The sequence below is a fragment of the Christiangramia lutea genome (assembly GCF_022489035.1).
Lineage (GTDB): Bacteria > Bacteroidota > Bacteroidia > Flavobacteriales > Flavobacteriaceae > Christiangramia > Christiangramia lutea.
Map to the genome: position 1 here is coordinate 848,086 of NZ_JAKVTV010000001.1, position 14,256 is coordinate 862,341.

Annotated in this window: 11 protein-coding genes; 9 read left to right on the top strand and 2 right to left on the bottom strand. The window is 41.4% G+C overall.

Annotated elements, in window-relative coordinates; all coding sequences use genetic code 11:
- Positions 1-140 precede the first annotated feature (140 nt).
- Positions 141-500: a hypothetical protein gene (locus tag ML462_RS03845; protein WP_240712406.1), complete on the bottom strand. Its 360-nt coding sequence runs from the start codon at positions 498-500 to the stop codon at positions 141-143.
- Between the two features lie 179 nt (positions 501-679).
- Here ML462_RS03845 and ML462_RS03850 point away from each other — a divergent pair, with 179 nt between their 5' ends.
- From ML462_RS03850 to ML462_RS03890, 9 genes are all read left to right on the top strand, one after another.
- Positions 680-2,407 carry an amidohydrolase gene (locus tag ML462_RS03850; protein WP_240712407.1) on the top strand — a complete coding sequence of 576 codons (1,728 nt, stop codon included), beginning with the start codon at positions 680-682 and terminating at the stop codon, positions 2,405-2,407.
- Entirely contained in the window at positions 2,404-3,645 is a 1,242-nt protein-coding gene (locus ML462_RS03855; protein WP_240712408.1) for a carbohydrate porin, read from the top strand. Before ML462_RS03850 ends, ML462_RS03855 begins: the two co-directional genes overlap by 4 nt.
- 178 nt (positions 3,646-3,823) lie before the next feature.
- A complete protein-coding gene (locus ML462_RS03860; protein WP_240712409.1) occupies positions 3,824-5,719 on the top strand; it encodes a DUF3604 domain-containing protein in 1,896 nt (631 codons plus the stop codon).
- A 151-nt stretch (positions 5,720-5,870) separates the two neighbouring features.
- Positions 5,871-7,766 carry a DUF3604 domain-containing protein gene (locus tag ML462_RS03865; RefSeq protein ID WP_240712410.1) on the top strand — a complete coding sequence of 632 codons (1,896 nt, stop codon included), beginning with the start codon at positions 5,871-5,873 and terminating at the stop codon, positions 7,764-7,766.
- A gap of 468 nt (positions 7,767-8,234) precedes the next feature.
- Positions 8,235-9,803 (top strand): arylsulfatase, encoded by a 1,569-nt coding sequence (locus ML462_RS03870; protein WP_240712411.1) that lies wholly within the window; start codon positions 8,235-8,237, stop codon positions 9,801-9,803.
- A 132-nt stretch (positions 9,804-9,935) separates the two neighbouring features.
- Positions 9,936-10,511, top strand: coding sequence for a hypothetical protein (locus ML462_RS03875; protein WP_240712412.1), 576 nt, complete (start codon positions 9,936-9,938; stop codon positions 10,509-10,511).
- 26 nt (positions 10,512-10,537) lie between these two features.
- On the top strand, positions 10,538-11,602 hold the full coding sequence (locus tag ML462_RS03880; RefSeq protein WP_240712414.1) for a BamA/TamA family outer membrane protein: 1,065 nt from the start codon (positions 10,538-10,540) through the stop codon (positions 11,600-11,602).
- Between the two features lie 15 nt (positions 11,603-11,617).
- The gene (locus ML462_RS03885) at positions 11,618-12,673 is read left to right on the top strand and encodes a hypothetical protein (RefSeq protein ID WP_240712415.1); all 1,056 of its coding nucleotides are present in this window, start codon (positions 11,618-11,620) and stop codon (positions 12,671-12,673) included.
- Positions 12,670-13,830 (top strand): BamA/TamA family outer membrane protein, encoded by a 1,161-nt coding sequence (locus ML462_RS03890; protein WP_240712417.1) that lies wholly within the window; start codon positions 12,670-12,672, stop codon positions 13,828-13,830. Before ML462_RS03885 ends, ML462_RS03890 begins: the two co-directional genes overlap by 4 nt.
- A gap of 66 nt (positions 13,831-13,896) precedes the next feature.
- Here the strand turns inward: ML462_RS03890 and ML462_RS03895 are convergent, their stop codons facing one another.
- Positions 13,897-14,106, bottom strand: coding sequence for a hypothetical protein (locus tag ML462_RS03895; RefSeq protein ID WP_240712418.1), 210 nt, complete (start codon positions 14,104-14,106; stop codon positions 13,897-13,899).
- Positions 14,107-14,256: the final 150 nt, after the last annotated feature.

The window sequence follows — 14,256 nt, forward strand, 5'->3', positions numbered from 1 at the left end:
TATCGGGCAGGTTGACGTGGCTTTAATTGATTTGAATTTCGTCATTCTGAATTTATTTCAGAATCTCAACTAATTATAAATGAGAAGAACCCGAAAAAGTTCAGAATGACGAAATATGGCTTTTTAGGCAGCCTGCATATTTAATTAGAGCCAGCCTTTTGGATCATAGAATTAAAATCACCCAGCTGAGCCGAAAAGCTTTCCTGGCTCGGGGGAAATTCTTCAAAACTCTCCAGGAATGCGGCAAGGTGTCCGCCTACCTGTCCCAGAACCCAGCTTCGGTTTTCAGCCCATTCATCATAACCACGGGATTCAATGAATCTTTCAAAGGGATCCAGTTTAAGGTTGATGACATACGGAGTCGATAATTCCGGTTGCGGAGACCTGAACCATTTTTCCTGGTCTCTGAAAAGTACTTTCCAATCGCCATAGCGCATACCGTGCAAAGTGGTTTCAGTAAAATAAAAGAACTCTTTACGTTCGGTTTTGCCATTGTTCAATAAGATCTCGCTTTGATCGTAACCATCAAGATGTACCTTATAATTTTTACCATTCTGGGTACTGAAAAAAATATATAAAACTGAAATTCAACTTTTTAGACCAAATATTTTGTATCTTAATTTCCATTTTAAAATATTCTAACCAAGTCAGGATTTCTTCTAATCAAAATTTAATGGCTATGAAAAATTTTTTTAGGCTATTGTGGGTGTTCTGCATGCTTCATTTTAATACAGCCCAGACCCAGGTTCAACCAACAGAAAATACATCTACTTCAATATATCTTAATGGTGACATTATCACCATGGAAGGTGACGCGCCTATCTATGCCGAAGCGGTGGTTGAACAGAATGGTAGGATCCTATTTGTTGGCAACAAAGCTGATGCTGTTTCTGCTTACGCCAAAGCTAACCAGATCGATCTTCAAGGCAAGACTATGGTTCCCGGATTTATCGATGGCCATGGCCATTTTTATAATACCGGGTTCGCTTCTGTTGTCGCAAATTTATTACCGCCACCCGATGGGCCGGCTGCCAGCGTTCAGGGTGTTTTAGACGCTACTAATGAATGGATGAATTCTGAAGATGGAAAGTTCATAGTCAGCAAGTTTGGCTGGATTATCGGGCATGGTTATGATGATTCACAACTAACAGAAAAAGACCATCCTAAGGCTACCGATCTGGATAAGATAAGCAGCGAACTTCCAGTAATATTAATTCATCAGTCCGAACATCTGGGAGTCATCAACACCAAAGCCATGGAACTTGTGGGCTATACCAAAGACACCAAGGATCCTGAAGGTGGTCATTTAAGAAGAAATCCCGATGGTACTCCCAACGGTGTCCTAGAAGAAAAAGCGCTTTATGCAGTATTGTTTCCTTTACTGGGCAAGGGTGATAAAGAATTCAATATGAAATGTATTGAAAAATCACAGCATGAATATGCAAGTAATGGGTATTTAACCGTGCAGGACGGACGTACTACTCCAGACCAGATGAAGATCTTTAATGAAGCTGCCAGCCAGGGTAAATTTTACCTGGATATCATCTCATTTCCGGATATAGATGATCCTGGTTTTTCTATGGATAGCAACTATTATTCTAAAGATCGCAGCTATAAAAATCATTATCGTGTGGGTGGTGTGAAACTTACCTTAGATGGTTCCCCACAAGGTAAGACGGCCTGGTTAACAGAATGCTATCATGTTAACCCGGCAGGAAAGGAAGGTTGCTATAAGGGTTTCCCCATCATGGATGATGAGAAAGCAACGAAATACCTGGAGCAGGCCTTTAAAAATCAATGGCAAATTATCTGTCATACTAATGGCGATGCCGCTATAGACCAATATTTAAAGGCTGTTGAAAATGCTGAAGCAAAGTATGGTTATTCAGACCATCGATCTACCATTATTCATGGTCAAACCTTGCGCAAAGATCAAATTCCTAAAGTCAAGGAACTAGGTATGTATTGTTCCTTGTTTCCCACACATACCTTTTATTGGGGTGATTGGCACAGGGAATCGGTCTTAGGAGAACCACGGGCCAGCTACATTTCACCTTGCAGAGATGTGATAGATGCTGGAATAAATTTAACCTCGCACCATGATGCACCCGTAATTTTTCCAAAATCGATGCGGGTATATGATGCTACGGTAAATCGCGTAACCCGCACTGGGGAAATTTTAGGTCCCGATCAAAGAATAACGCCTTATGAAGCCCTTCAATCTTTGACGATTTGGGGAGCACAGCAAAACTTTGAAGAGAACACCAAAGGTAGTTTTAAAGAAGGTAAAATAGCCGATTTTGTAATCCTGGATAAAAATCCATTGAAGATCGATCCTATGCAAATTCATACAATTGAGGTGCTAGAAAGCATAAAAGGAGGAAAAAGCGTTTATCGAAAAGAATGAAGTTTAATGTACCACATATAAGAATTCCTTTCTTGATTTGTGTCTTCATCATGGGACTCAATCTTCAGGCTCAAGATAAAGCAGACAGAAAATACCTGCTGGGAAACTGGAATGGAACCAGAGATAGCCTGGAATCAAACGGATTATACATCAATCCCCGGCTTACTGTCTTCAATCAGAACTTTGTGGCAGGCACTGGGGATAAAAAATCAGTTTTTAATGGTAAAGCCCAGATAGATTTAAAATTTAATGCTAAAAGCCTAGGACTAAGTCGCTGGACTCTGGTCACAAAAGCTGAATATAATTTTGGAAATACTCTTTTTGGAACAGGACAGGTGTTAATACCTAAGAATACCGCCATTACCTTTCCGGGATATGAGGATGGCGAACGTTTTGATATAAGTAGTGTATACTTGGTATACAGCTGGAAACCTGGAAATCAAATCCTAGCTGGAAAGATAAATATGATAGATCTGGCTTCGGGTACAACCTACAGTGGTGGGGCAGGATTAGATGCATTCTGGAGTTTGGGATTTGCTGCTCCTGTTTCAGGAATTACTCCACCTTATATTTTTGGGACCATCGCCAATATTAGTGGTGAAAAACTAAAGTGGACTTTTATGGTCTATGATCCTGTTAGCGTGGTTGGGGTATCTGGTTTAGACAATCCTTTTAATGAAGGTGTGGTACTGTCGGTTTCACCCGGATGGAAAGTAAAAATAGGTAATTCAGAGGGAAATCATGCCCTTGGTTTGGCCTATAGCTCCCAGGATGGTGACAATTTATATTCGTTGGGAGATATTAATCCCCCAACTGGTATTCCGGTTACCGACAAAAAGAATCGCTATTACGCTAGTTATAGTTTTAATCACCCACTGCAAATGCTGGATGAAAACAAATCCTGGGGTATATTTGGGCAGGTTGCTTTATCCGATGGGAATCCCAATCCTGTAGATTTTAGTCTTCTTTTAGGACTTGGAGGTAACAGTTTTATCAGTAACCGATCCCAGGATACCTGGGGATTGGCTTTTTATGATTATTCACTCAGCGGCATCATAGATGATAGAGCCGAAGCCGTGGGTATACCGCTTCGAAATGAAATAGGTATTGAGACCTTTTATCAATATTGGGCGACCCCTTGGTTTTCCATAGGTGCTGATGTCCAAATAATTAAACCGATTATCGAAGACAGTGATACAGCAGTTTTTCTGGGCCTGAGATCCTCGGTTAAATTTTAAAGGATTTTGTCATCTGCTGGCCGCTAATTTCCATGACTAATATTCACTATTGGATATAATTATGAATGCTAAACAAATGAAATACAGTTTTTTAAGAGAGTAAAATATGAGTTTTTTCGTATTTTAATGTTCACTTTTTTCAAATGATAATTTCTGTGAAAATAAAAAACTACCAACTATGAAAAATGTTTTAAAATCAACTGGGATACTATTAAGCCTTTGTCTCTTCTGGAGCTGCGGAGATGAAAAAAAAGAAGATCAGGAGGACATTGCGGAAATTAATGTAGCTGAAACAGAGGAAATCAAGTCTAATCCTTTAAAAGATGTATACTGGGGGGATACCCACCAGCATACGGGAAATTCTTTTGATGTTTATTTATTCGGAACACCCAATTCCACTCCAGAGACCGCGTTTCGTTTTGCCAGGGGTGAAGCGGTAGAAAGCCCTACCACCGGTGAAACCATGAAATTAACCAAACCATTGGATTTTATGGTAATCGCAGACCATGCCGAATTATTAGGCTCTATTGCTCTCATGTATGATGGGGTTCCTGGTTTCGCCGATACCAAAACTGCAGAAAAATTCCTGGAAATTGCTCCGGAACCCAAGGAAGAAGGAATGCAGAAGATCTATGACATTCTTAATTATGCTGCCTTTGACCAGCCAAATGAGGCAAATTTAACTTCAAAAGATCTTATTAGTGATTTTGGAGGTGATAAAAGAAAAACAGCCTGGAACAATTATCTTGAAACCACCCAGAAATTTAACGATCCAGGAACATTTACTACTCTTATAGGATGGGAATGGTCCTCGAATAACAGTGGTGCCAATCTTCACCGGGTAATATTTATGCCTGAAGATGAAAATGTAGCTAAGCAGTTCATTCCATACAGTGCATTAAGCAGTGATGATCCGGAAGATCTTTGGGACTGGCTGGACCAGACTAGTAACAAAACTGGAGCAAGTTTCGTTGCAATTCCACATAATCCAAATATTAGTATCGGGCTTATGTTTCCTGAAGTTCGCCTGAACGGGCAACCGGTAGATGAGGCCTATGCCAAACAACGAATGAAATGGGAAAAGAACATAGAGGTCACCCAGATAAAAGGAGATTCTGAAACCCACCCCGCACTTTCGCCGAATGATGAATTTGCCGATTTTGAAACCTATGATTTTGCATTAACTCCCGACGGAACCAGACCAGACCCTACTGTTGCAGATTACGTTAGAACCGGTTTAATGAGAGGTCTGGAACTCGAAAAAAAAATAGGAACGAACCCTTATAAAGTAGGACTGATTGGGAGTAGTGATTCTCATACCGGGATGAGTGCCATAGAGGAGACCAATTTTGCCGGTAAAGGTCAGCATGACGCCAAACCAGAACAACGATCACATCCAACCGGGATAGGTTCTTCAAAAGGATGGGACATGGGTGCTGCTGGTTGGGTTGGTGTTTGGGCCGAATCGAATACCCGCAAAAGTCTGGTAGACGCTTTTAAAAGAAGAGAGGTCTATGCAACTACCGGCCCAAGGATCACCTTGCGATTCTTTGGAGGATTTGATTATTCTAAAAATGATCTCGAGGATGAAAATATGGTTCAAACAGGCTATGACAAAGGCGTGCCCATGGGTGGAGATCTTCGGAATACCAATGGCAAGGCTCCGAGTTTTATGATCGCCGCGATGAAAGATCCAGATGGCGCAAACCTTGACCGAATTCAGGTGATCAAAGGCTGGCTGGGTACCGATGGAAAAGCTAAAGAAAAGGTATTTGATGTAGCCCTTTCCGGAGACCGAACCGATGGCAGCGAAAAAGTTGGAAATACCGTAGATCTGAAAACCGGGAAATATACTAACAGCATTGGAGCCTCAGAACTCTCAACCTTGTGGACCGATCCTGAATTTGATGCCAGCCAGAGCGCATTTTACTACGTTAGGGTATTGGAAATTCCAACGCCAAGGTATTCATTATTGGACGCTATAGAATTGGGAATCGATGTGAAGGAAACCAATCATCCTGCCACTATTCAGGAGCGGGTATATAGTTCACCAATCTGGTATAACCTGGAATAAGACATGAAATTTTATAAAATAAGCCTGTTATATAACCAACTACAGGCTAATTATTTTTCTATTTTACTCATATACAGTTTTTTAGTATCTTAACGCTCGCCATTGGAAAAATTTTTAACCAAAAGGTTTTGTGTATTAAAAACTACCAATTATGAAAAATGCTATAAAATTACTTGGGATACTGTTATGCATTTGTCTCTTCTGGAGCTGCGGAGATGAAAAAAAGGAAAAAACCGAAAATGAATCTTCTTCAACCCGTGCAGATCGTGAGCAGATAGAAAGAAATGAGCTTAAGGAAGCCTATTTTGGAGACACTCATGTACACACCGGCTGGTCATTTGATGCCGGCCTTGATGGAGCTACGCTTACTCCAACCGATGCTTATAGATATGCCACAGGTGAAGAAGTCACTTCAAATTCTGGAATAAAAACACAAATATCAAGACCCTATGACTGGTTTATGATCACTGATCATTCCGACGGAATGGGAACCATCAATGAAGTGATTGATGGAAATGCTGAAATGATGGAAAGTGAGGTCCTGCAAAGGTGGAACAAGGCTTTCGCCTCAGGTAGCGAACAAGCCGCTGCCGATGCCAAAAGTGAAGTGATCAATCTCCAATCAACTGGAAAATTGCCAAAACAGGTAATGGACCCCAAATGGATGAAAACGGCCTGGAACAAGACGATCGATGCGGCTGAAGAATTCTACAAACCCGGTAATTTCACCACTTTTACTGCTTACGAATGGACGGTTAATGCCGGTGGTGGCGATAATCTTCACAGGAATATCATCTATAAGGAAGGTGGCGACCAGGCCCGTGATATCTTACCACTTACAACCTTTGAGACTGAAGATCCAAAGAAACTTTGGGAATGGATGGCAAATTATGAAGCGCAGACAGGCGACAAACTGCTGGCCATTCCGCATAATGGGAATATGTCTAATGGCCGGATGTATGAAGAGCAGCAATTTGATGGTTCACCTATGACCAGTGAATGGGCCGAAATGAGGCAGAAATACGAAAGACTCATGGAATTATTTCAATATAAAGGCCAGAGCGAAGCGCATCCTTTTCTTTCTCCGGAAGACGAATTCGCCGATTATGAACTCTGGGATCGTGGCAACCTGGTGCTGAAGCCAAAAAAATCAAAGGAAGCCTGGAAATACGAATACTGGCGTGAAGGGCTTAAATCTGGAATGAGGATCCAACAGGAGCTGGGAGTTAATCCATTTATGTATGGCTCTAATAGCGCTACAGATGCACATACGGGAATATCCTCCCTAGAGGAAGATGAATTCTATGGAAAGTTCAAAACCGTGGAACCCAGCAATAAAGAGAGATGGAATTTCCCACTTATTGACGGGAACAACGACCAGTATAAGGGATGGGAAATGGCGGCTTCTGGTGTTATGGGAGTCTGGGCAGAATCTAATACTCGCGAAGATATCTGGGAAGCTATGTATAGAAGGGAAACTTTTTCCACTACCGGTCCGCGTATGAAGATCAGGTTTTTTGGAGGGTTTGACTATACCGAAGAAGATAAAAATGATCTGGCGAAAAATGGATATGAGAAAGGTGTAGCCATGGGCGCCATGCTTGGCGCTGCTATGAATGATAAAGCACCAACTTTCCTGATCCAGGCGATGAAAGATCCGGAAGGAGCAAACCTGGATAGGTTACAGGTGATTAAAGGTTGGGTAGATGCCAGTGGTGAGACCCAGGAAAAGATCTATCAGGTGGCCTGGTCTGGGGATCGTAAACTTGATAATAATGGTAAGCTACCCGCAGTGGGGAATACAGTAAATTTAGAAACGGCAGAATATACTAACGATATTGGGGATACTGAATTCACAACCTATTGGACCGATCCTGACTTCGATCCTTCATTACCAGCCTTTTATTACGTAAGAGTACTGGAGATCCCAACACCTCGATGGACATTATTCGATAAGGTAAGACATGATCTGACCCTTCCGGATGAAGTTCCACTCGTACATCAGGAACGAGGAGTGAGTTCTCCAATCTGGTATAACCCAAAATAGGATAAAACGAATTTTAAATTTAAAACCTGTAGTGAAATCACTGCAGGTTTTTTGTTAGTAATCAAAAAATAGCTCTTTTTTCTATTCAATTCAAGGTTTCTGTTGGCTAATAATTAGATAAATCATTGTTAAAAGCATGTTTTAATGTGTGGAAATTACTGTATCGATCTGTATTACAGTAGCTTGTAATGTTTGTTTGTGGTTTTTTTACTAAATTAATGCTTGTTTTATAGCCTAACCAATCTGAATATCACAGCCATTAACAATCCCCATTTAAAGATGGTAATATCCCTAATGTTGTCGGGCCATTTTAAGCTTTTTTTGAATTGGCCTTTTACATCTATGAATTTAAACTGTTACGCCTTTGATCCTATGAACCTGATCTTATGTAGCTATAGGAAGCAACCATATCAGGAAAAAAAGAGCAGTATCATTAAGAATTGTATTAACCTTTAAAATTGAAAGACCATGAAGAAATCATTTTTAAGCCTTATCCTTTGCTGTTGGTGGGTATTGGGTTTTGCCCAGGAAAAACCAAATATCCTGGTGATATGGGGGGATGATATAGGCTGGACAAACCTTAGTGCCTATGAACATGGTACAATGGCCTATACCACACCTAACATAGACCGCATAGGAGAAGAAGGAATTATTTTTACCGATCATTATGCACAGCCGTCCTGTACGGCGGGACGGGCTGCGTTTATAACCGGGCAGTACCCAATTCGATCGGGGATGACCACCGTGGGACAACCCGGAGATGCTTTAGGCCTGCAGAAAGAATCGCCCAGCCTTGCAGCGGTATTGAAGGCAGCCGGATATCGTACCGGGCATTTTGGAAAGAATCACCTTGGAGATCGAAACGAGCATTTGCCAACTGTACATGGTTTTGATGAGTTCTTCGGAAACCTGTACCACCTGAATACACAGGAAGAGGCCGAGCAAAGGGATTATCAGAATTTTGGGAAAGCTTATTCCGGTTCCCTGGAAGAATATGAAAAGAAATTTGGTACCCGTGGAGTGATACATTCGTTTGCCACCGATAAAGTTGATAATACGTCCGATCCTCGTTTTGGACCGGTAGGAAAACAGCGTTTAGAGGATACCGGGCCACTTACCCAGGAGCGAATGAAGAATTTTGACCGCGAGGAAGTGATCCCGAAAGCACTTGATTTTATTGAAGGCTCTAAAGATGCGGATGAACCTTTCTTCGTATGGCTAAATACCAGCCGTATGCACCTGTACACCAGGATCGAAGACGAATGGCTAAATAAAGTAGAAAAATATACCAGTGAAGCAGATTATTATGGAGCAGGAATGCTTCAGCATGACTCAGATATAGGTTATGTTTTGGATCAACTGGAAGAAATGGGACTTTTGGAGAATACCATCGTGTTATATTCAACAGATAACGGTCCCGAACATGCTTCCTGGCCGCATGGAGGAACTACTCCTTTCCGTGGAGAAAAAATGACCACTTACGAAGGTGGGGTTCGTGTACCATGTATGGTGAGATGGCCCGACAAGATCCCGGCTGGCCAGCAATTGAATGGTATCCAGAGCCATATGGACCTGTTCACTACACTGGCAGCTGCAGCGGGAGTAGATAATGTAGCCGATAAGATGATGAACGAAAAAAAACAGTATATCGATGGAGTAAATAACCTGGATTACTGGTTGGGTAATTCAGATAAATCGGAACGAAACCATATTTTCTATTATTATGAAAGTAAGCTTACCGCGGTGCGTATGGGGCCGTGGAAATTCCATTTCTCCACCAAGGAAGATTATTATGCAAACGTAGTTCCACGTACGGTGCCGCTGGTTTTCAATATTCGGATGGATCCTTACGAGAGTTACGATAGTACCGATGCTTACGGACATTTGATGCAAAAGGTTTCCTGGCTCATTCAGCCAATGGGCGAATTGATGGGTCAGCACCTTCAAACTTTGGCAGAATATCCGCCGGTACAGGGAGGAAAATCCTTTGATATGTCGAATGTGGTTGATGAATTTATCAACAAGGCCCGGCAATAAGGATTAATCTTGTTTGTAGGTTAAAATTGGAGATTAATTAGTTGAAAATGCCGAAGGTGATTTGAATGCGTTCAGTTTGTCTTCGGCTATTATAGCTAAAATGATAGAATTTAATAACCAATCAACTGAAGTATGAAAGCGCACAAAACAATTTTAGTGCTCCTGGCAATAAGCCTGATGGGCTTTTTGGGGAATGCCCAGGAAGAACATGAAATGGAAGGTGAAAACCATCAAGAACAACACGAGGAGCACCACAGGCACAAACATGTGATTTCACTAGGGATTGGTCATGCCCATATAAACACCGGGGTGGAAAATGGCGAAAAACAATGGCTGGTCTTACCTTCGTGGATGCTGGATTATAATTTCTGGTTTACCGAAAAATGGGCCATTGGACTGCACAGCGATATGATCATCGAAACCTTCGAGGTAGAACATGAACATGGTTCAGAATCTGTGATCGAAAGAGAAAATCCTATCGCGCTTGTTGGTGCGCTGTCCTTTCAGCCAATAGAATGGCTAAGCCTGGTGGCTGGGGGAGGAGTAGAATATGAAACCAGCGAAAGCTTTGGGCTGGTAAGGTTTGGAGTGGAGCCCCACTGGGAAATTCACGAAAAATGGGAAATTTTCGTGAACATAGGCCATGATATAAAATTCGATGCCTATAACACCTGGAATCTTTCCCTGGGAATTGGCCGCGGATTTTAAATTAGAACACCTACTAAAACCTAGCTATGAAGACGCTTAGTATTCTTTTTTTGCTTGCCTTAATGGTTCCTGATCTAAGCGCTCAGCAGCAAGAGAGCGAAAAAGAAGATTCTAAGAAAATTAAGATCGCCGCTCTTCCATACATCAATTACAGCAGAACCATCGACTTTTCTTACGGTTTAATGGGAACTGCATTCTATAAAGTAAATGCTGAAGACAGTATTTCCCCTTCTTCCTCAACGATGCTCATAGGTATTTATTCCACTTCAAAAAGTTATGTAGGAATGCTCGTTCAGCAATTTTTTTTGGCTGAAGATACCTGGCGTACTAAAATATCGGTTGGCACCGGAACCGGAAACCTGCAATTCTATGAGGAATTCTATACAGGAGGCCAGTTTGTAGATTATAGTAATAATATGCGATTTTTAGTGGGGCGTGTATCCAGAAGGCTGGTAAGTAACCTATTCGTTGGAGTTTCTGGAGGAATTTCTAACTCAAGAACCGAATTTGATCTGGAACCAGAGCAGGTGATTGATATCCCTTTAAATTTCCTTGGAGGCTTTGTGCAATCAGATTCCAGGAATAACGTCAATTATCCCTCTAATGGACATAAAATTGAAGCCGATTATAAAAATTTTGGTGCATGGCTTGGCAACGATCAAAGTTTTCACAGGTTGGATCTTACTTACGATCATTACTCGAATTTTGGTAATGAAGACCGTGTTTTTTTAGCCAGGTTTCATTCCAGGATATCCTTTGGGGATGTACCTTTTGTAGGTCAGCATACCGTTGGGGGCGAAAATATTAGAGGTTATTCTGAAGGTCGGTACCGCGATAATGAACTATACAGCATTCAGGGAGAATATCGGCATAAATTTAAATCACGCTTCGGCTTTGTTGCCTTTGGTGGTTTTGCCATGGTAACCCCAGATATTTCCGAATTATTCGACCAGTTGGTTTTACCTGGTGTGGGAGCTGGAATAAGATATAGAATACTCCAAAAAGAAAAGATCAACCTGGGCCTGGATGTAGCGGTTGGAAGAAACGACTGGAGTTTGAGTTTTCTAATTTCAGATGCATTTTCCAGATAATTTATACTTGATATCATGAGAGGAAAGCAGTTAAATACCAGAAGAAGTCCGAAAAGGATATTTTTAATTTCCCTGATACTGGTACTGGGATGCTCCATTTTTAGGCCAGCCCAGGCACAGGTTACCAAATTGAACGAGAGTGAACGAGACAGCCTGGCGGCAATTCCTTACCCTTATGTTCTACCAATCTTTGGGGGTAAGATCAGGAAACGTGGTATTGACTTTCCGCTCCCCTTCGGAATAATGACAAATTATATTTATCAGGAATCGAAATATGCCCTGGAGAACCCTCAGATTGGTTTTGGAGATACTGGCCTTGTGGGGATAGATTTCGTGGATTTTAAAACTGTAAAAAACAGAACCAATATTTTAAATTTCAGGGCAGATGCCTGGTTGTTCCCGTTTTTGAATGTTTATGGAATCTACGCAAGGTCTGAATCCCGCAGCGATATACGAATAGGATTTCCACTGAATATCGAGGTAGAAGCGAATCCAACCGGTGAAACCTGGGGTTTTGGAGGGGTGGTGGCTTACGGAATTGGGAATTATTTTGCGGTGGGTAATGTTAACTATTCCTGGACCGATATTAGTTCCCTGGATGACAAAGTTCAGGGGACAGTAGCATCTTTGAGATTCGGTAGAAATTTTGAACTCGGCAAACCTAACCGTGGCATCATTCCCACCGTTGGTATTCAATTTCAAAAGATCACGCAGGATTCCGGTGGGGAATTACCCATTTCAACCATTTTTGCAAAACTTGATCCTAATGACCTTGAAGATCTTAAAGAACAGATTGCCGATTCGGCGATTAATTGGTATGACGAGTTAAGCCTTCCACAGAAACTGGTGGTAGACCGGTTGGTTTCTGCCCTGGATAACTGGCTGGAAGGGAGAGATGTGGGTAGTACACCACTAAGATACCAATTTGATAAGGTCCCCTTGGGAGAATGGTCTTTCCAGGTTGGCTTTCAGTATAACCATAATAAACACTGGTGGTACAGGCTGGAAACCGGTTTTGGCCCCGGCAGATTTCAGTTAATGACATCCATAAATTATCGTTTCGGAATATGAGAAAAATCGGTATTAACTATTTCTGTTTTTTAATGCTGTTTTTTTTCAGCATGGAAAATTATGCCCAGGAAAAAGGCATTAAGGGCTATATGAAGCGAAGGGCGGCCAAAAAAGAAGCGGCTATTGAGGAAGGCAGGCCTTTCCTCAGTATTTTAGCCGGACCCGGCTATACCCCGGAAAACGGACTTTTAATTGGGGGCGGAATCCTTTATACTTTTAAGACCAATCCGGAAGATTCCTTAATCCAGCGCTCCTCAATTCCTATTAATACTTTTATTAGCACTAAAGGAAACTTCGGTTTTAGCTCTAAAATGGCCACTTTCTGGTTTCAGGATAAACTGCGATTCAATTTTTTGGGGAAATTTTCCAATGCTAACGACAATTATTTTGGAGTAGGTTTTTCAGAAATTAATCAGCTCTCCCAGAGTGACAGCACTACGGCCTACAAAAGAGAATCATACAAGATCGCTCCCACGATTCTCTTTAAAGTGATGAATAATATTTATACCGGTGGAGGGATCGATCTCAATCGAACTAAAGTGACTGAATTAAATCCTTACATGGCGCAAAATGCCTATTATAATCAGTTTGGTCCAGAAAATTTTAATGCAGGATTAAAATTAACCGCAAATTACGATAGTCGTGATATTACGGTAAATGCCTGGAAAGGCTGGTTTGTGAATTTTAATGCTAGCTTTTATGGTGATTACCTGGGAAGCGATAACGATTATAATATTTACGAGCTGGATATCAGGACCTATCACCAGATTGCCCGGGAAGGAAATACTCTCGCCTTAAAATTATATGGCCGTGTGGGGACGGGAGACGTCCCTTATGAGGAATTGAGCCGGATTGGTGGTACTAATGCCTTACGCGGATACATAGACGGCCAGTATCGCGATAGAACCGGCGTTTATCTAATTTCAGAATGGAGACATATGTTTCTAAAATCTAACCAGGAATTGAGTAAAAACGGAATCGCTGTGTGGCTTGGCTCCGGTAGCATCGCTAATGACCTAGGCAATATAAACGAATGGATTCCGAATATAGGTGTGGGATACAGATTAGAAATTCAGCCAAGAATGAATGTTCGAATAGATTTTGGAATAGGTCGTGAGTCCAGCGGACTCTATTTTAATTTTACGGAAGCGTTCTAACCTGGGACAACTAAAATCTGTTATCCGAAGTGATGAATCGCTCCTCCGCAATATTAAGTGTTAGATTTAATATGGTTGCGGAGGATTGGTAGCCAACATCTTTGGTATAGTCCCGCTATTTTCACTAAATTTTTCCGGCGTGTAGGTCCTTGCCGTTAGGAAAAATACCAAAAAGGCGATTCCGGTGATCAAAAAGAATTTGAAGAGAACACTAATTAAATTAACCTCAGTACCTACTCTTTCGATCAATTTGAGTTGGGGCAAAAAAAGTCTCATATAGTCGATTTTACAGCATAACATATACTGCAGGTCAAATCCAGCTATTATAAGTAGGGTAATTTGGGGTACATGCAATTTATAAAACATTCACCCCCAATTTTTTAGGGGTTGTAAATACTTTTCAACCAAACTATTAACAATTTCAAA

Bases quoted from the DNA above. Each gene is read 5' to 3' on its own strand.
- ML462_RS03870 (WP_240712411.1), top strand. From the start codon at position 8,235: ATGAAGAAATCATTTTTAAGCCTTATCCTTTGCTGTTGGTGGGTATTG.
- ML462_RS03875 (WP_240712412.1), top strand. From the start codon at position 9,936: ATGAAAGCGCACAAAACAATTTTAGTGCTCCTGGCAATAAGCCTGATG.
- ML462_RS03890 (WP_240712417.1), top strand. From the start codon at position 12,670: ATGAGAAAAATCGGTATTAACTATTTCTGTTTTTTAATGCTGTTTTTT.
- ML462_RS03885 (WP_240712415.1), top strand. From the start codon at position 11,618: ATGAGAGGAAAGCAGTTAAATACCAGAAGAAGTCCGAAAAGGATATTT.
- ML462_RS03865 (WP_240712410.1), top strand. From the start codon at position 5,871: ATGAAAAATGCTATAAAATTACTTGGGATACTGTTATGCATTTGTCTC.
- ML462_RS03855 (WP_240712408.1), top strand. From the start codon at position 2,404: ATGAAGTTTAATGTACCACATATAAGAATTCCTTTCTTGATTTGTGTC.
- ML462_RS03860 (WP_240712409.1), top strand. From the start codon at position 3,824: ATGAAAAATGTTTTAAAATCAACTGGGATACTATTAAGCCTTTGTCTC.
- ML462_RS03895 (WP_240712418.1), bottom strand. From the start codon at position 14,106: ATGAGACTTTTTTTGCCCCAACTCAAATTGATCGAAAGAGTAGGTACT.
- ML462_RS03850 (WP_240712407.1), top strand. From the start codon at position 680: ATGAAAAATTTTTTTAGGCTATTGTGGGTGTTCTGCATGCTTCATTTT.
- ML462_RS03880 (WP_240712414.1), top strand. From the start codon at position 10,538: ATGAAGACGCTTAGTATTCTTTTTTTGCTTGCCTTAATGGTTCCTGAT.